The sequence below is a fragment of the Kiloniella sp. genome (assembly GCF_048259265.1).
Taxonomy (GTDB): domain Bacteria; phylum Pseudomonadota; class Alphaproteobacteria; order Kiloniellales; family Kiloniellaceae; genus Kiloniella.
The window spans coordinates 311,477-328,829 of record NZ_JBLXHT010000001.1; the positions used below are offsets into that span (position 1 = coordinate 311,477).

12 protein-coding genes are annotated in these 17,353 nt (G+C 47.0%); 3 read left to right on the top strand and 9 right to left on the bottom strand.

Annotation, left to right across the window (positions count from 1 at the left end; genetic code table 11):
* Nucleotides 1-29: 29 nt before the first annotated feature.
* The 3 genes from ACN0QW_RS01515 to ACN0QW_RS01525 form a co-directional block, all read right to left on the bottom strand.
* Entirely contained in the window at nt 30-3,497 is a 3,468-nt protein-coding gene (locus ACN0QW_RS01515; RefSeq protein WP_417428146.1) for an AAA family ATPase, read from the bottom strand.
* Nucleotides 3,498-3,716: 219 nt separating this feature from the next.
* Nucleotides 3,717-4,334, bottom strand: a complete 618-nt coding sequence (locus tag ACN0QW_RS01520; protein ID WP_299379734.1) for a DsbA family protein — start codon at nt 4,332-4,334, stop codon at nt 3,717-3,719.
* A gap of 109 nt (nt 4,335-4,443) precedes the next feature.
* Entirely contained in the window at nt 4,444-5,016 is a 573-nt protein-coding gene (locus tag ACN0QW_RS01525; RefSeq protein WP_417428148.1) for a DUF721 domain-containing protein, read from the bottom strand.
* A gap of 178 nt (nt 5,017-5,194) precedes the next feature.
* Here ACN0QW_RS01525 and mutY point away from each other — a divergent pair, with 178 nt between their 5' ends.
* Nucleotides 5,195-6,295 (top strand): A/G-specific adenine glycosylase, encoded by a 1,101-nt coding sequence (gene mutY, locus ACN0QW_RS01530; RefSeq protein WP_417428150.1) that lies wholly within the window; start codon nt 5,195-5,197, stop codon nt 6,293-6,295.
* A 128-nt stretch (nt 6,296-6,423) separates the two neighbouring features.
* Here the strand turns inward: mutY and ACN0QW_RS01535 are convergent, their stop codons facing one another.
* From ACN0QW_RS01535 to ACN0QW_RS01560, 6 genes are all read right to left on the bottom strand, one after another.
* Nucleotides 6,424-7,452: a site-specific DNA-methyltransferase gene (locus ACN0QW_RS01535; protein WP_299379740.1), complete on the bottom strand. Its 1,029-nt coding sequence runs from the start codon at nt 7,450-7,452 to the stop codon at nt 6,424-6,426.
* A gap of 142 nt (nt 7,453-7,594) precedes the next feature.
* Entirely contained in the window at nt 7,595-8,242 is a 648-nt protein-coding gene (locus ACN0QW_RS01540) for a ribonuclease HII (RefSeq protein WP_417428152.1), read from the bottom strand.
* A 6-nt stretch (nt 8,243-8,248) separates the two neighbouring features.
* Nucleotides 8,249-9,709 (bottom strand): cation:proton antiporter, encoded by a 1,461-nt coding sequence (locus tag ACN0QW_RS01545; protein ID WP_417428154.1) that lies wholly within the window; start codon nt 9,707-9,709, stop codon nt 8,249-8,251.
* A 101-nt stretch (nt 9,710-9,810) separates the two neighbouring features.
* Nucleotides 9,811-10,356 carry a molybdenum cofactor biosynthesis protein B gene (moaB, locus tag ACN0QW_RS01550; protein ID WP_417428156.1) on the bottom strand — a complete coding sequence of 182 codons (546 nt, stop codon included), beginning with the start codon at nt 10,354-10,356 and terminating at the stop codon, nt 9,811-9,813.
* Nucleotides 10,340-12,220 (bottom strand): lytic transglycosylase domain-containing protein, encoded by a 1,881-nt coding sequence (locus ACN0QW_RS01555; RefSeq protein ID WP_417428158.1) that lies wholly within the window; start codon nt 12,218-12,220, stop codon nt 10,340-10,342. The genes moaB and ACN0QW_RS01555 overlap by 17 nt, the downstream gene beginning before the upstream one ends.
* Nucleotides 12,221-12,453: 233 nt before the next feature.
* On the bottom strand, nt 12,454-13,299 hold the full coding sequence (locus tag ACN0QW_RS01560; RefSeq protein WP_417428160.1) for a uracil-DNA glycosylase: 846 nt from the start codon (nt 13,297-13,299) through the stop codon (nt 12,454-12,456).
* Between the two features lie 436 nt (nt 13,300-13,735).
* On the opposite strand from ACN0QW_RS01560, the gene ACN0QW_RS01565 reads away from it, so the two are divergent.
* Entirely contained in the window at nt 13,736-15,388 is a 1,653-nt protein-coding gene (locus ACN0QW_RS01565) for an electron transfer flavoprotein-ubiquinone oxidoreductase (RefSeq protein ID WP_417428162.1), read from the top strand.
* Nucleotides 15,389-15,580: 192 nt separating this feature from the next.
* Entirely contained in the window at nt 15,581-17,344 is a 1,764-nt protein-coding gene (locus ACN0QW_RS01570; protein ID WP_417428164.1) for a tetratricopeptide repeat protein, read from the top strand.
* Nucleotides 17,345-17,353: the final 9 nt, after the last annotated feature.

A 17,353-nucleotide genomic window follows, 5' to 3' on the forward strand; every position in this document is an offset into this window, starting at 1 on the left:
GAAGAGAGCATAAGAAAGAGATTTTAACTTTAAGGTTTCTTTTCGATTAGGTCATCTGCAGCTTCCAGATTAACCGATACGAGTTGACTGACGCCGCGTTCGCTCATGGTAACACCAAACAAGCGCCGAACCCGAGCCATGGTCATGCGGTGGTGCGAGATTATGAGAAAACGGGTTGATGTACTGTGAACCAGTTCCTCGACCAATTTGCAAAAACGATCCACGTTGGCGTCATCGAGCGGAGCATCAACTTCATCCAAAACGCAAATGGGAGCCGGATTGGTTAGGAATACAGCGAAAAGCAAAGACAAAGCTGTAAGAGCTTGTTCTCCACCAGACAAAAGTGACATGACCTGCAGTCGCTTTCCCGGGGGGCTGGCCATAATTTCTAGACCAGCCTGCAAAGGGTCTTCTGCTTCTGTAAGCGTCAGGTGTGCGCGGCCACCACCAAAGAGCCTGACGAAAAGATCGGAGAAATGAGCGTTTACGAGATCAAAAGCTTTCAGTAGGCGTTCCCGCCCCTCTTTATTTAAGTTGGCGATGCCCTGCCTTAGTTTACCAATCGCGAGCAAAAGGTCTTCTTTGTCGTTCAACATGCCTTTTATTTGTTTGTCCAGTTCTTCGGCTTCTTGCTCCGCGCGAAGATTAACGGGACCCATATTGTTCCGTTCGTTTGTCAGGCGCTCGTGTTTTCGGGTGACATCATCGCGGGGGGGCAAATCTTCGCCGATTTGAATATCTGCGATAGAAAGTGCTTTTTCCAAAGAGCATCCCAAACGTTCCCGCACGCGATCGATTAAAATCGCCATGGCTTGTTTATTTTGTTCAACAGTAGATTCTGCTCGGATCATGGCTTCTCTTGCTTGGGCGAGAAGTTGTTCTGATTCTCTCAGTTGTCTGTCTGCTTCGGCTTGTTCCAGTTCAGCAGAACGCAGTTTTTCCGAGGCTTGATTCTTCGATGCTTCAGATTGGGTGATAACCGTGGTTAGAGCTTCTTTCTGTTTTTTGATCTCTTCAGGCTTGGTTTTCCATACTTCTATTTCTGCTTCTGTACGTTTTATCCTGATATCAATTTCGCCCAGATACTGTTTGGCTTCTTTCGTACGACGTGACCAAGAATTCAATTCATTCTCGATACTGACGAGGCGCTCGCGTCGGGTTGTGACATCCCGTTTGATTTGTTCAAGCTTGCCGCGCTGCGAGCCCAGGAGGTTTCTTTCTTTAGACAGCTTTTCCTTTAAATCGGCTAGCTGCACTTTTTCCTGTTTTTGATCCGGTAGAGCTTCTATTTCGATTACCGTTGCTTTTTGCTGTTCGTTGGTTTCAAGGTTCTCGCGAATTAACCGTTGTAAATTTTCTTCGGCGGCTGACAGCTGTGATGCGAGCTTGGTGTGTTTTTGGGCTAAAGTTGTATGATAGTTTTTGGCTGCGGAAACGTCGTTGTGGGCATTATTCAGGGTTTGCCGGGCAAGTTTTTCGTCTTCGAGGCTTTTATCAAGTGCCTGCTTTGCTGCGATGAAATACTCTTTTGCTTTTATACTATGTGATTCAATTTTTGCTTTTTCTTTCTCAAGCCCTTTCAGACGGTTTTTATATTCCAGCTTCACGGCTGCTGTTGAGGGTGCATCGTCTCTGACGGTCAGGCCATCCCACCGCCACAAGGTACCTTCTTTTGATACCAGTCTTTGACCCGGAGCCAGTTGGGCGTAGAGTTCTTCGCTAATGGTGCGGGTCTCTACAATGCCGATCTGCGACAGTCTTGCATGAAGGCGGTCGGGCGATTGCACAAAATTGAGAAGAGGGTCTATTCCTTCGGGAAGTGGGGGGAGGTCTGTGCGCATGGGGATATCGTGCCAGTGAGCAACCGCTTCTTCTTGGGACCCTGCATTTAGATCTTCACCCAGGGCAGCCCCCAATGCTTTCTCATAGCCTGACTTAACCGAAAGCTCATCAAGGATTGGGTCCGACACAGAGGAGGGTGCTCCTTTTAAGAGCTCATTCAGGGCGCGAATTTCAGCGTTGATTTGATTGAGTTCACTTTGCGCATCTTGATTAGCGTCACGGGTCTGTTCCTCTACAAGGCGCTTGTTTTGTACATCCTTTTCTAAGGTATTCGAGGTTTCTTTTGCGTTAAGAAGTGCTTTCTCAGCGGTTTCTAATTCTCGTTCTGCTTCGATAAGGCTTGCGCGGCTTTCTTGCTGAGAAACAAGATGTTTGTGCTGGGCCTCTTGTTGGCGCAGTTGTGATGATTGTCGGGTGATCAGGTCTTTTAGCTCGTTTTGACGTCTTCTCAGGGCAGTTGATTGCGCTTCGTTTGCTGCGATTTGGCTGTTGATGTTTGAGATGGCGTGATCAATTTCAGATATCGTTTGTGCGTGCTTTTTACAGACGTTCTCCAGATCTTGTTGATCAGTGTGAACAGTCTTGTTTTTCTCTTTGATGAACTCGCGTTCTTGCTTGAGTCGTTCCTCAGCCTCTAGAGCATCAGCATTAATGTTTATTGCGCGTTCTCTGTCTTTTTTGAGCTGGGATAATAGGTCTGTTGATTTGTTAAGCGCGTCAATCGCTTGTTCTTCTTCTCTTTGCAGGGTTTCTTGGTTGATCAATAATCTTTGATGTTTTGATGACTGCGATGTTTCCGCTTCTCGCAAGGCGGGTAAACTGGCCGTAACCTCGACCTGGGTACGGGATTTTTGTGCCGTGATAGCTGTTTTTTCAGAAACGTCTTTCTGGGTGGCTTTTAAAACATCAAGTGCATCGCTTTGAGCTTTTTTTGCATCTACTGATTCATAGTGTAGTAGGATTGCTTCATGTTGCCGAATAAGCTGAGCAAGATTTCGGTAGCGATTCGCCTGCCTTGCTTGCTTTTTTAAACCTTGAAGCTGGGTGTCGAGCGTTGTGATGACATCTTCAAGCCGTTCAAGGTTTGTTTCGGCAGCCCTTAGTCGCAACTCTGCTTCGTGTCGGCGTGAATGTAAGCCGGTTATCCCTGCGGCTTCTTCCAGTAGACCACGTCTACTCGTGGGTTTTGCATTGATAATCTCGCCAATCCGCCCTTGACTGACCAGTGCGGTGGATTGTGATCCGCTTGCTGCATCGGCAAATAAAAGCTGAACGTCACGTGCGCGTACATCCTTGCCATTCACTTTGTAGTTTGAGCCGCTTCCACGAGATATTCGGCGAACAACTTCGATATCATCGTATTGATTAAAAGCGGCAGGGGCCGTTCTGTCGCGATTATCGAGCAATAGAGAGACTTCGGCGATATTTCTGGCCGGACGAGTGGCTGATCCGGCGAATATGACATCATCCATCTCACTGCCACGCATCCGTTTGGCTGATGTTTCACCCATGACCCAGCGCAGGGCTTCGACCAGATTGGATTTTCCACACCCGTTTGGGCCGACAATTCCGGTCATGCCTGAAGAGATCAGGAGTTCGGTCTGATCAACAAAAGATTTAAATCCGCTGAGGCGTAGCTTATTAAACTGTACCAATGCCCACGAATCCCTGATTTTGTTTGTAGTCCCCCTGCAAGATCAGGTTTGTCGTGGAAATAAATGCCCTGAATCTTTGAGTAAGCACCGTTTTTTCGGATGTCATAGAGAAAACTGTAACTCTATGAATGATCTTCTGCAACAGTATCGGGGCAGCGGTAAAACAAAAGGCCTCATGAAGATCATGAGGCCTTTGTTCTTAAGGAAGCTTATTTCCGATTATAGAGCGTCTTCCAGAATATCGTTCATCGCATCATAGTCGCGGCCACCAGCGAATACCTCGCCATTAATGACAAAGCTTGGTGTTGAACTGATACCAAAAGAGGTTTTGCCTTCTTGCGCCTGAGTCACAATACGACGCAGAGTTGCTTCGTCATTAAAACATTCTTCGAAACGCTCATTATTCATGCCTGCAAGAAGAGCCATTTTCTGAAGACCTTCTTTTGCCGCGCCGCCAAAGGCCCAAGTCTGTTGTTGCTGAAAAAGTAAACCAAGGAAAGAGAAGTATCGATCGCCTTCCAGGCATTCAGCAACGGCTGCGCCGCGCAGAGCAACACCATCCAGCGGCATATGACGATAGACCAAGCGGGCTTTGCCGGTATCAATCCAGTTTTTCTTTACCTCTGGCAAGGTACCGGTGTGGAAATCTGCGCAATGCGGACAGGTGAGGGATGCGTATTCTATTATGGTAATAGGTGCATTTGTATCACCGAGAATGCGGTCATTTTCTGTTACTTCGCCAGCGGCTTGGGCTGAAGAAATGTTGGTAAGAGAAGCGGCAAGCGGAAAGCTGAACGCAAAAGCCGCTGCGTTGCGGATAAAAAGCCGTCTGTTCATAGTCTGTAATATTCCTGAACTGCGAAGTCTGTGTCGAAATCGATATAAATTTGTCCCTACCCTAGTCTAGAGATAACTATGGCGGCAATAGGGCAATGTGTCCTGTTCACTATTTGTTGATCTTGCCTTTAGCTCGTGTTGTTGCGGCCAACCTTTCAAGAGATGTTCTTAGCGCTTCATTTCCAACATTGGAGAACTCTTTCTTTATGTCCTGTTGTTCTTGGAGGGATAGTTTGGGAATTTCTGGCGCCTGTTTTTTATCTGGTTTGTATAAGGGGCCTTGCTGAAGGGATATACGGGAAATCGCGCGATAGCCAAAGTGGCTGTTCACACGTTCGATTATCTGCGGCGTTTGTTGTTGAATTGCCAGCGCAAAAGCCGGGTCCGCTTTAATGAGCAGGGTGCCGTCATTCCTGATACCTTGGCTTGGATAGCGTAGTTTTACTGGCAAGCACTGGTTGGCCAGTTCTTTGCCCACAATTATACCCCAGTCTTCAATAAGCCCAGCTTCGGCAAAACCTCGTTTCCCAGTAATGCGTTTTGTCAGCATGGGCAAGGTGGCTGCTATCGGTTGTATAGATTTGCGCCGACGGCTTGGGATCTCCGGAATTTTAGTGTCTTTAGGCGTTGATTTTTTGTTCTGGGTGCCTTTTGTTTTTCGAGACTTGGTGGTTTTTGCCATGGCTCATCAGGGTGCTTTGCTCTCGGGGTTGTTTGGCTTTCTTGCGAGGGTGCGTTCTTCTTTAGTTGATCTGACTGTATATGGGAAGGAGTATAGCGGGGCGGTCGGTGAAAACAGAACCGATTCGTAAAATTTAAGTTTAAAATCTGTGCTCGGAACATCGTTGACCGAGCGGGAAATGAAGAGAATACAGGTTGCTGTTTTGGTTCAGATGATCGCAGAAGAATTATTATCGTGGTATGATAGGCATGCTCGTGAGTTGCCATGGCGCCTATCTCCTCGGCAAAAACGTAGTAATCCTGATTTACTTTTCGCTGACCCTTACCGTGTATGGTTGAGTGAAATCATGCTCCAGCAGACGACGGTGGCGACGGTTAAAGGTTATTACGAAAAGTTTTTGATGGCCTGGCCATCAGTACATAACCTAGCCTCAGAAGAGCTGGACAATATTCTGAGTGCGTGGGCGGGGTTGGGGTATTACGCTCGAGCACGAAATTTACACAAATGTGCCAAGGTTGTTGCCGAACAGCTGGGCGGAATTTTTCCTGATACAGAAGAAGGCTTACTCAAGCTCCCTGGTGTTGGCCCGTATACTGCCGCTGCGATTGCGGCTATTTCCTTTGATCGTCCGACGACCGTTGTCGATGGTAATGTTGAGCGTGTGATTGCTCGGTACTATGCACTCGAAGATCCATTGCCGGGCGTAAAACCTCAAATGAAAGAGTGTGCCCAAAAACAAACGCCGAATGAACGAGCCGGTGACTATGCGCAAGCGATGATGGATCTGGGGGCAACTATATGTACACCGCGATCACCGGGGTGCGTAATCTGCCCAATTCAAACTGATTGTTTAGGCCGAAAGTCCGGTATTGCTGAAGATTTACCCAAGAAAGCACCAAAAAAAGAAAAGCCTACTCGCCGTGCCTATGCTTATCTTTTCTTGTCAGAGGAAAGAGGCGCCTTATTAAGACGGCGACCGGAAAAGGGGTTGCTGGGGGGGATGACAGAAGTACCAACAGGGAATTGGATCGTGCAGGGAAACGCAGAGCGAGAACCCGGGCTTGACCAGTTGTCACAATGGACCGAGTTAGATGGCATAGTGAAGCATACCTTCACTCATTTTCATTTCGAGATCACGGTTTTGACCGCAAAGGTATCTCGGGATCATGATGAGGTGGCAAAAGCGGTACAAGGAAAGTGGGCGCATAAATCAGATTTTGCAGCGCTGGCCCTGCCAACGGTCATGAAAAAAATCCTCCATCATGCTGGTTATACCTAGCTCTATCTTGCCCTGATCAATGATATTATAGATGGCTCTGGAATTTTATTGTTCTGAAGCAAAGTATTCACTTCAAAAATAACAAAAGCCCATTGAAGAGGGCTTTTGTTATTGTATCGGAATAATGTCTAGTTAGTCATTTCAGCGCGGACTTGTTGGCGGAGGACGTCGATACAGACTTCCCGGCCTTCGGCGTCCATGTGCCAATAGGTCCAGCCGTTACAGGCTGATGCGCCTTGCACCATGGCACCTACTTTGTGGATCGAACCTTGGAATTCATTTGATATCAGGCTACCGTCTGCGCGTACTTTTGCCGAGTATTTCTTTTTCGGGCCGTAAAGTGTTGTACCTGGCTCAAGCAGGCCGCGTTCAATAAGTGTTCCGAAAGGAATACGGGGTTGTTCGCGTTTTTGTTCGATGGAGACAAGGTTGATGTCATCCAACTGCTTAACCTGAGAAATACGTTTTTTCGCAATTTTGACGTATTCCTGATCTTGCTCAATGCCAATGAATTGTCTGCCGAGTTTTTTTGCTACAGCACCTGTCGTACCTGTGCCAAAGAAGGGGTCGAGAATAACATCACCGGGCTTTGTCGAAGAAAGAATAACGCGATGAAGAAGAGATTCTGGCTTCTGAGTAGGATGCGCTTTGTCACCTTCGCTATTTTTCAAGCGTTCGCCGCCATTACAAATTGGCAATAACCAGTCGCTGCGCATTTGAATGTCGTCGTTCAGAGCCTTCATGGATTCATAATTGAAAGTGTATTTTGAACTCTTGTTCTTGGCGACCCAGATCATTGTCTCGTGCGCGTTGGTAAAGCGTCTGCCACGGAAATTCGGCATCGGGTTCGATTTGCGCCAAATCACGTCGTTCAGCATCCAGTAGTCGAGATTTTGGAGGAGCGCACCAACGCGGTATATGTTGTGGTAACTGCCAATAACCCAAAGTGTTCCGTTTTCCTTTAGAACACGACGTGCAGCTTTGAGCCAATTCCACGTGAATTCGTCATAAGCACGAAAACTGTCGAACTTGTCCCAGTCATTGTTGACGGCGTCAACTTTGGAGTTGTCCGGACGTGTTAGCTCACCCGCCAATTGCAGGTTATACGGGGGATCCGCAAAGATCACATCAACAGACTTTTCGGGTAGACTGTTCATGATCTCGACGCACTCACCGAGATGGACAACATTCTTCTTCACTAAAGCAGACTCCTCTTGACTCGAGTCCCCTATCTTGAGTCACTGTGGAGTCGCGGTCAAGTATTTTTTGTCGGAAGAGTCAAGTAAAGAGTCATTGGAGTCAGTCGTTTAGCTCGAGTCGCTCTCTTATTGGACGAAATGTGCGGCGGTGTGCAGGAGTAACCCCAAGATCTAGTAGTGCGGCCCTATGTTGGGCCGTTCCATAGCCCTGATTTTTTTCCCACCCGTAACCCGGGTACTGAATCGATAATTCAAACATCTGATGGTCCCGATTCACTTTTGCGATGACAGATGCGGCCGCAATGGACAGGCTAATACTGTCGCCTTTGATCACCGCTTTTGCAGGGCAGGGGAGTTCTGGAATTTTGTTGCCATCGACCAAAATGGCCTGTGGTGTGATCGTGAGGTTTGCGACAGCTCGTTGCATTGCCAGCATGGATGCCTGAAGGATATTCAGTTTGTCGATTTCTTCACAGCTGGCTTCGCCTAGGGCGAGATTTATGCTGCCTTGTTGATGTAAATCATAAAGCTGGTCATTTATGTCTTCTCGTTTTTTGGCGGAAAGCTTTTTGGAATCGTCGAGCTTTGAAATTAAATCATCCGATACTTTTTGGCGGTCTAACCATGCGGCCCCGGCCACCACTGGGCCGGCCCATGGGCCACGCCCTACTTCATCAACGCCAACGATTATGGCGTTGTTTGTGCCGAACTCTTGATCAAATTCTTGTTCTCTCGAAAAGTCAGGCATGAACGCTTACTTTTTGTTGGTTTGCTTGTTATTGCCTGTTTCGGGCTCGTCTTTTGACGAATCAGGCATGGTTTCAGGTTCTGGTGCCGGAATGCTGTCCTGACTTGGAGTGGGACTTGAAGTTTGGCCATCATCACTGGGCTTTGGGCGGAGTAAGCGTTCTTGAAGCTTAGGAAACCATTTCATCAAAACGCTCTGCCCTGTGCGCAGTAGTATTTTCTCTGCAAGGCTTGATGTCCGAATGATGGCACCAACTTCTGGGCCATATGTTAGGCGCATGGTTTCGGCACCAGAGGTGATTCCAAGCTGGGTGATTCGGTGTAGCCTTCGGGCTGTAAAGAGCCAGAAGGGACTGGTGAAAAGAGAGATCACGGTAACGGAGACAACCAGTCGATAGTTTTCATCATCCAGAACACCAGCGCCGACCCCAAGGGCTGCGAGGATAAATGAGAACTCACCCAATTGTGCAAGGATAGAGCCAGATAGGAAAGCACGTGGCCAGGTTTCGCCAAGGAACCTGATCAAGGTAATGTTGAGGGCGGTTTTAAAGAGCGCAACAAACAGCACGAGGAAGAACACAAGTCCGAGATTGTCCCATATGTATTGGGCATCGAGAAGCATGCCGATGGAGAGGAAAAAGACCATCAACAGGATGCTTTGAATCGGTGCTACCTGTCGGGACATGACTTTTTGGCTCGCCGAATTTCCAAGAATAAGCCCTGCTAAAAATGCCCCATAGGCGGCGGATAACCCAATCAGGCCAGAAAAGGCAGAGGCACCAAAACAAAAGGCCATTCCCGCAAGGGGGGTGAGGTCTTCATTATCGCCAATTGAACGGGCAAAGGGGATTTGTAATCCTCGTTTTTTACTCAAGAAGATAAACAGGAGAATGAGGATTCCTATAGAGACGCCCACCTTTACAAAGACAGAGGTCCCGATACCACCCTCTGAACCAAAAGAGCTAACAAAAAGCATCATGGGAACCACGGCAAGATCCTGTGCAATCAGAATGCCAATGGTTACTTGACCAATTCGGGTACCGTATTCATTGATTTCCTGAAGCATCTTCACGGCAACAGCTGTACTAGAGAGCGCAAAAACAAACCCGAAAAAGAGGATTAGTTCGAAGCTCCATCCCATATACTGACCAAGCAGCCACATCCCGCCGACACCGACGCCGATCTGTGCCGCGGTGGTTATAACGGCGACTTGCCATACTTCTTTGATGCCGCGTAAGGACAGGTTCATGCCGATAACAAAAAGCAGCATTAAAACGCCAAGCTCTGCTAGGGTAGAGATATTATCTCTGTCTTCTACAAGCGCCAGTCCTGAGGGGCCTAAAAAGACACCCGCCAGAATATAACCGAGCACAGGCGGCTGTTTGAATTTTCGCATGGCAATGCCACAGGCAAGTGCCGCAACAACAACTATCGCCAGACCTGTTAAACTACCGCTGTGATGTTCCATGATACTCTTTTATTCTTATGTGCACTTCTGTGTCGGGGATAAACACAGCTTAACATAGGATGTCAGCTTCACTTGATTTGATGTTCCGCCGTTGGACGAAATCAATTCTTAGGGAGCAGGTGTTCTTGTAACCGTGGCATCAATTCAACCAGATTACAGGGGCGATGACGGTTATCCAACTGTGAGCGCAGGATTTCTCCCCAGCCATCTTTACAGGCTGAAGGGGACCCGGGAAGGGCAAAAAGGTACGTACCTTTTGCGACACCGCCAATAGCTCTACTTTGCATTGTTGATGTGCCGATTTTGCTATAGCTGATCCATCGGAACAGTTCGCCAAATCCTTCGATTTCTTTTTCCATAACGGCTTTGAACGCTTCTGGGGTCGTGTCACGCCCTGTTACGCCTGTTCCGCCCGTCGTGATGATAACATCTATTTCTGGGTTGGTAATATGATGTTGAAGTTGTGTCGTAATGGCGTCGATATCATCTTTGATGATAGACCGTGCAGAAACCTTGTGGCCGTCTTCTTTAATCATCTTTTCCAGAATGTCGCCGGAACGATCATCTTCTTTTGTACGGGAATCCGAAATGGTCATGACCGCAATATTAACGGGTAAAAAGGGGCGGGTTTCATCTAACTTTGGCATTCTCTGCTACATCCGATTCAGAGGTTTTGTTGTAAGGGTCTTGAGCTTCATATCTGGGCCATTGACCAGCGGCAAGGGTATCCAGTGATGGCGAGTATTGGTCAAGTCTGGCGCGGTAAATCCAGAGGTTGGTCAGGACTCGTTCAATAAACAGTCGGGTTTCCCGTGACGGAAGGCTTTCTATGAAGAGAAGAGGGTCGTCATTATAGGTGATTTTTCTCTCCCATTTGCCTAGGTTCCCAGGGCCGCCGTTATAGGCTGTCGCTAATTTAAACAGGTCACCCTCGACATAGTTGTGGTTGAGTAGATAACCCAAATACTTCTGCCCCAAAGCCAGATTGAGAGAGGGGTCGAATAATTGATTTCGTGTTTTGCCGCGAAAGCTTTGTTCTTTGGATATATAGCTTGCAGTTTGAGGCATTAATTGCAACAGGCCGCGGGCACCATCAGGACTTTTTGCGTTTGGGTTGAACGAGGATTCTTGTCGCATAAAAGCAAAGACTAATGCGCGATCGATTTCAAAGCCACCTTCCGGCTCCCATTTGGGGATAGGGTAAAGGGCGGCATCTATGACGCCTCTGTTCTCAGCGGGGTTTTGCTTCTCCTGTTTTTCTTCTGCGGCCAATCTGGCGCCAAGGCGAAAGGCGAGTTCAGGCATGCCGGAATGTTCAGTGAGCTGTAGGAAGGCGGGTATTTCATTGCCTTCGATGCTGCCGATCAAACGGCTTAATTCTGATTTTGCTTCTTTCGTTTGTCCCAGTTGTAATAAAGCCAGAGCCCTTTTGCTGGGGGCGTGGCTCTGTAGTGTTTTGGCAGTGATCTCATTTAATTGGTGTGACTGGTAATCAAAGGCTAACTCAAGACCAAGGGCTCTGCGTGCGAGAATACCGTAGAACGTTCTTGGGTATTCTGCAGCTTGATAAAGGTATTTGCTGACATCTTGAGGCTGTTTTAGTTTCAAATTAGCGCGGGCGGCCCAGTAAGCGCCTGATGAACGCATCCAGCTATTACTACGCGAGGCCTTGGCAAGATATGCAAAATGGTCGCGGGCTTCTTTGGTTTTGTTCAAACGCCACGCGGCGAGACCCGCAATCCAGTCAGCAGAGGGGACATATTTTCTGGATTGAGTTGCCTTTTTTGCCAGCTGATAAGCTTTTTTGTCTTTCCCGTAGTAATACCAAGCTGCAGCTAACTGTGCGTAGGTTTCGTTTATTTCTATAGGGTCAAGAAGCCGTTTTGCCTTTGCAGATTTCAGAACGTCCTCGGTAATGGATAGGCGTGTGTTCAGAACATTCCGGCGGAGCTGCTTTTTTAAACGATTGGCTTTGGTCTTGTCAGATTTAGACAGTTTTTTGTTCGAGCGGTAATTGAAGTTTTTTCCGTAAGCGCGATAGGGTGCACTTTTAAAGCGGACGGGTTTTTGAGGGTAATTGTAATTTTTGGGGCGTCTTTGCAGGGCCAGTTTGTAGATGATATCAGCTTGCGGATGATCAGCATAGGTCGCAAGCCATGCTTTGAGTTCTTTGTATTTTGATCTGTAAGCTGTTGGGTGCAAATATCTCTGTGCCTGAACATGGCCGAGTAGAATTTTATTGTCGAGTTTAGTAATTAGTTTGTCAGCACCTTGCCAGCGTCCTTGTTCCTGCCGGGAAAAAATTCTTGTGTAGAGTTTGATGTCTTCGTCACTAAGAATTTCGGGCGCTACGAAATTTGGGGTTGCCTGGATATTGGATTTGGAAAATTGCTCATCAACCTTCGTTGATGCCGCTGCTGCATAGGAAAAGAGTAATAATAGACAACTGAGTTTTGCTGCTTTTACCCCTGTGTTGACTGTCCAGTGTAGTGCGCGCGTGAATATCGTCATAACGAAGTGAATTTCCCCCACTAGCCTCTTACCTCAGTCGATGAAACAGGCTTGGCTTTGCTTAATCGATGTCCCCATTAACCATAATACAAAGTAGTTAATTGTGGCTGTGGGGGCAATAGCTCTCAAATGCGTCGAAAATTTGTCTAGAATCTTATCTACACCAGTTTTTCTTTCGAAATGATGAAGAAATATCGCTTAATTTGTTGTTTTATAAAAGAAGTTGGCGGGGTTTAGGCAAGCTTTGCTTTTATGGCACGTAAATCTTGCCAAGCAAGAGCTTTTTGTCGGGGGGTGTTGAGAAGCATATGCGGCGCAAAAGTCGCTATTGTTGGGACTGCTTGACCATTTGGCGGTGTGTATTCAATCCATTTTCCTCTTTGTCGTAGCAAGCTGGCGTCAGGATCGATGAAGCCTCTTAGTGTGCTTTCCCCCATCAGAACGAGTGCTTTTGGGGCGATGAGTTCTATTTGACGATCGATAAAGGGTTTGCAACAGGCAAGGTCATTAACGGTTGGCTTTTTATCACCTGGAGGGCGCCAGAAAACACAGGAACTAAGGTATACGTCATCTATATTCAGGTCGATGGACTTGAGCATGTTAATTAGAAGCTTGCGGTTTGAGCCTGCAACAGTTTTCCCTTCCCGATCTTCATCGGCCCGGGGCGCCCCCATGATGATCATTAAATCTGCTTGAGAAGGGGTCGAATCAAAAACGGTATTGATAGCTGTTTTTTTCAATGAACAACCATCAAAAGAGGCAAGTGCAGTTGCCAAGTCTTCGATATTTTCTGCGTTACTTGCGAGGTTCTGTGCTTCGCTCAGTGTTTTTTGGAATGATTGAAGAACACGTTTTGCTGCAGCGGCTTTTTTGGGGGGTGGGGGAGCAGCCTGGGCACCAGGTTTTGCCGTTTGGGCTGAGGTCTTTGATGTGGATGTTTTTGGGGCGGTCTGAATTTGTTCCTGACTGAGTTGGTAGCTATCAACGGCAATGTCACTAATCGCCTCATCAGCTCCAGCGTCTAGTTGCCAGGTCAGAGCAGCCAACAATTCGTCACGCGTCCAGTCTTCGGCGGTCATGATTTTAATTAAATATCCCAATATTTTTTGCTCAATGCCTCGCAGGCATCACATACAGACTGACTTTTATTTAAAGCAAAGTTCTGTGTTGATCCATGGATGTTTGTAAAATAGGACACTTTTCTTCTTAGTCAGTCCACATGTTCAATCTATGACGGTGAAGGTTTCAGTTAGGCGATTGTTGAGCACGTCTATGGATTTTTGCAAATCCTTTTCGTAGTTTTTGATTGTTCTGTGTCGTTATTGTTAAATTGCTGCAGCGCGGAAATATCTATAAATTGGTGTTGAAAACGATGTGTGAATGGTAACGTCACAACTAACAAATAAAAATATGTGGTCATTTGTGGATTTTTGTTGAATCATGTGGCTTGTTGTAATTTGAGGGGAAGCGGCAAGATAAGCTGCAAAGCTCACGGCTCGAACTGGAGAGAGGGCTATGGAACGCGAATTTATGGAATATGACGTTGTTATTGTCGGGGCAGGACCAGCAGGGTTGTCCGCCGCAATTAAACTTCGTCAGTTGTCTGCTGAACAAGGGAAAGAAGTCTCAGTCTGTGTTTTGGAAAAAGGCTCAGAAGTTGGAGCGCATATTTTCTCTGGTGCTGTGTTTGAGCCCAGAGCATTGGATGAACTTATTCCAGACTGGAAAGAAAAAGGCGCTCCGCTTAATGCACCTGTTTCTGATGAGAAGTTTATGCTTCTTAGTGAAAAGGGATCTGTAAACCTTCCTGTCGCTCTGCTTCCAAGCCAAATGCATAATGATGGTAATTATGTCATTTCCTTGGGCAATCTATGCCGTTGGCTTGGTGAACGTGCAGAAGAACTTGGTGTGGAAATCTATCCCGGTTTTGCGGCTGCAGAAGTTGTTTATCATGACGATGGTCGTGTGAAAGGCGTTGCAACAGGTGATATGGGCATCAGTAAGGCTGGTGAACAAAAAGATTCCTATATGCCGGGCATGGAACTCCACGGTAAGTACACCTTTTTTGCCGAGGGGTGTCGTGGTTCGCTCAGCAAAGGTCTGATGGAAAAGTTTGATCTGAGAGAAAACTGTGATCCGCAGACTTACGGCATTGGTATGAAAGAGCTATGGGAGCTGGACCCGGCCAAGCATAAGCCTGGAACGGTTGTTCACACCGCTGGGTGGCCGATGAAAAGCGACACTTGGGGTGGATCGTTCATTTATCATCTTGAGAATGGCCAAGCTTATGTCGGGTATGTTGTGGGGCTGGATTATGAAAATCCACATCTGTTCCCGTTTGGTGAGTTTCAGCGTTTCAAAATGCATCCGGCAATCGCAGAAATGCTAGAGGGCGGTAAACGCATCTCATACGGTGCCCGCGCTTTGAACGAAGGCGGTTTGCAATCTGTCCCGGATCTTGCATTCCCTGGCGGAGCCTTGATCGGTTGTTCGGCTGGTTTCCTGAATGTTGCAAAAATTAAAGGAAGCCATAATGCGATGAAGACAGGCATGCTTGCTGCTGAAGCTGCGTTTGATGCGGTAACAGCTGGCGAAGAAACCGCGCCTGTTCTTTCGGCTTATCCCGAAGCATACAAAAAATCTTGGGTATATGAAGAGTTATATCAATCCCGAAACTTCAGACCCGCTTTCACTAAGTTTGGATTGTGGGGATCTATGCTTTATTCGGGTATTGATCTCAAAGTCTTTGGCGGTAAGTTACCATGGACATTCAGCCATAAACATTATGATCATGAATGCCTGAAGCCTGCGGCTGATATGCCTAAAATTGATTATCCGAAACCTGATGGAAAACTTTCCTTTGATCGGCTTTCTTCTGTCTTTGTTTCTGGAACGAATCATGAAGAAGATCAGCCTGTTCACCTGACGTTAAAAGATGCTTCAGTGCCGATTGCACACAATCTTGCGATCTATGATGCACCGGAACAGCGCTTTTGTCCGGCCGGGGTCTACGAAATTGTTCGTGATGACGATGGCAATAATCCTCAGTTGCAAATCAATGCACAAAACTGCGTGCATTGTAAAACCTGTGACATTAAGGATCCGACCCAGAATATTAACTGGGTAACGCCAGAAGGTGCTGGCGGCCCGAACTATCCAAACATGTAAGGGTACTATGCCAACATCTAGCGGATTCTTTCCGGGTGGATGATGAATTAACGAACGAAAAACTGACCGCTTTTATAGAGGAGGCGGTCAGTTTTTTATGTGGTCACTTTATATTGTGCAGCAGATACTTGGCGTTAAGCATTTAGAGAGTTAGACTGCTGGCATTTCTTGTCTGGTGAAGAGGAGGATAATTTGCCTCGCCACGGCTCTATGTTCGTAAAACAATATTTACAACGCTTTATTTTTTCTGCGGGGGCAGCGCTTATTCTAGGCGCGTGTACAGCAGCTCAAAGTGATTCTGAAGGTAAGCGAAGTTCAGCTGATCTCGGAACTGAATCTCCGTTTGTCCGGACAAGTAATTCTGCGTCGGGGTCTTATCTTGCCGGGTTGGTTGCTGGGCATAATCGTGATTATGCGATTGCAACCGAACTGATGCTTCATGCTTTAGAAGCTTCACCAGAAGACCCTCGGCTTCTTGCGCGTTCTTTTTTGCTAACGGCGAGTACCGGGCGAGATGATGAGGCGCTGGCATTGGCAAAGCGTCTGCTTGATATTTCTCCGGAACAGTCTATTGCGCACCTTGTTCTTGTCATTGATGCCGTTGAACGAAAAGATTGGGACGAGGTTCGCGAAAGAATTGAAGCAACGCCTGATGTCGGTGTTAATACAATACTAGAGCCAATGTTCTCTGCCTGGACGGATCTTGCTCAGAACGATCTGGATAAAGCGTTGGAAAATCTGGAACCTCTTTCAAAGAAAGAAGGATTTCAGTCGCTTTATGGAATTCAGATCGCACTTTTAAAAGATTTGGGTGGGCGCCCGGAAGATGCTCGCAAAGATTATTTGTCTTTGCTAGAAGCTTCGGAGCGGCCGACACTTCGGCAAGTAAATATTGTTGCTGATTTTTTAAGTCGCCAAGGTGATGAAGAAGCCGCTCGTGGGTTGATTTCAACATATCTGGAACAGGATCCAGAAAATGCGATTGCCAATCATGCGTTAACACGTCTGGATTCCGACGAGGGTTTGCAAAGAGTTATTTCTAAGCCGGGGGACGCGTTTGCTGAAATTCTCTTTGGGTTTGCCAGCTTGCATGCACAGGAAAAGGCTTATGATACCGGATTGATTTATGCCAATCAGGCTCTGAAGTTGCGACCTGACTATGAAGAAGCAAAAATCCTTGTGGGCGAGATTATGCAAACTCAAGGGCGTAGCCGGGCTGCGATTGAGCTTTATAAAACGATACCGCTGGATTCTCCTTATGCCTGGACGATTGGTCTCAGAATTGCGGATGAACTTGATGCTCAGGGCCTCGAAAACGAAATGTTGGAGACTTTGGCTCAATTGGAAGAACTACGGCCGGAACGCTTTGAGACCCATTTGCGTAAAGGTGATATGTTACGTGGTTCAGAACGTTTTAGCGAAGCAGCGGATGCCTATGGCGAAGCGATCAAAAGGATCGATGAAAACAGCAGCCGTTACTGGGCTTTGTTTTATTATCGTGGGATCGCCTTTGAGCGTCAAAAAAAGTGGCCAAAAGCAGAGGCCGATTTCTTGAAAGCTTTGGAATTGTCTCCTGATCAACCTCATGTGTTGAATTATCTTGCCTATTCTTGGGTTGAGTTGGAAAAAAACCTGGAACAAGCAGAGGAAATGTTGATCAAGGCTGTGGAACTTCGCCCTGATGACGGATATGTGGTCGATAGTCTGGGGTGGGTTTATTATCGCCTTGGTAAGTTTGAAGAGGCCGTAAAATACCTTGAGAGGGCGATTGAGCTTAAAGCTGAAGATCCTGTGATAAATGACCATTTAGGGGATGCATATTGGCAAGTTGGGCGCAAACATGAAGCGCGGTTCCAATGGCGGCGTGCTCTTAGTTTTGAGCCAGAAGAAGAACAGGTCGAATTGATTCGAACCAAGATTGATAAAGGCATTGTTGCTGATAGATCTGAAAGTTAATGGGATAGA

Excerpts from the sequence above, each read along its gene's own strand:
- ACN0QW_RS01555 (WP_417428158.1), bottom strand. The coding sequence starts at position 12,220 with ATGACGATATTCACGCGCGCACTACACTGGACAGTCAACACAGGGGTA.
- ACN0QW_RS01540 (WP_417428152.1), bottom strand. The coding sequence starts at position 8,242 with ATGCCTGACTTTTCGAGAGAACAAGAATTTGATCAAGAGTTCGGCACA.
- ACN0QW_RS01535 (WP_299379740.1), bottom strand. The coding sequence starts at position 7,452 with ATGAACAGTCTACCCGAAAAGTCTGTTGATGTGATCTTTGCGGATCCC.
- moaB (WP_417428156.1), bottom strand. The coding sequence starts at position 10,356 with ATGCCAAAGTTAGATGAAACCCGCCCCTTTTTACCCGTTAATATTGCG.
- ACN0QW_RS01520 (WP_299379734.1), bottom strand. The coding sequence starts at position 4,334 with ATGAACAGACGGCTTTTTATCCGCAACGCAGCGGCTTTTGCGTTCAGC.
- ACN0QW_RS01525 (WP_417428148.1), bottom strand. The coding sequence starts at position 5,016 with ATGGCAAAAACCACCAAGTCTCGAAAAACAAAAGGCACCCAGAACAAA.
- ACN0QW_RS01560 (WP_417428160.1), bottom strand. The coding sequence starts at position 13,299 with ATGACCGCCGAAGACTGGACGCGTGACGAATTGTTGGCTGCTCTGACC.
- mutY (WP_417428150.1), top strand. The coding sequence starts at position 5,195 with ATGAAGAGAATACAGGTTGCTGTTTTGGTTCAGATGATCGCAGAAGAA.
- ACN0QW_RS01545 (WP_417428154.1), bottom strand. The coding sequence starts at position 9,709 with ATGGAACATCACAGCGGTAGTTTAACAGGTCTGGCGATAGTTGTTGTT.
- ACN0QW_RS01565 (WP_417428162.1), top strand. The coding sequence starts at position 13,736 with ATGGAACGCGAATTTATGGAATATGACGTTGTTATTGTCGGGGCAGGA.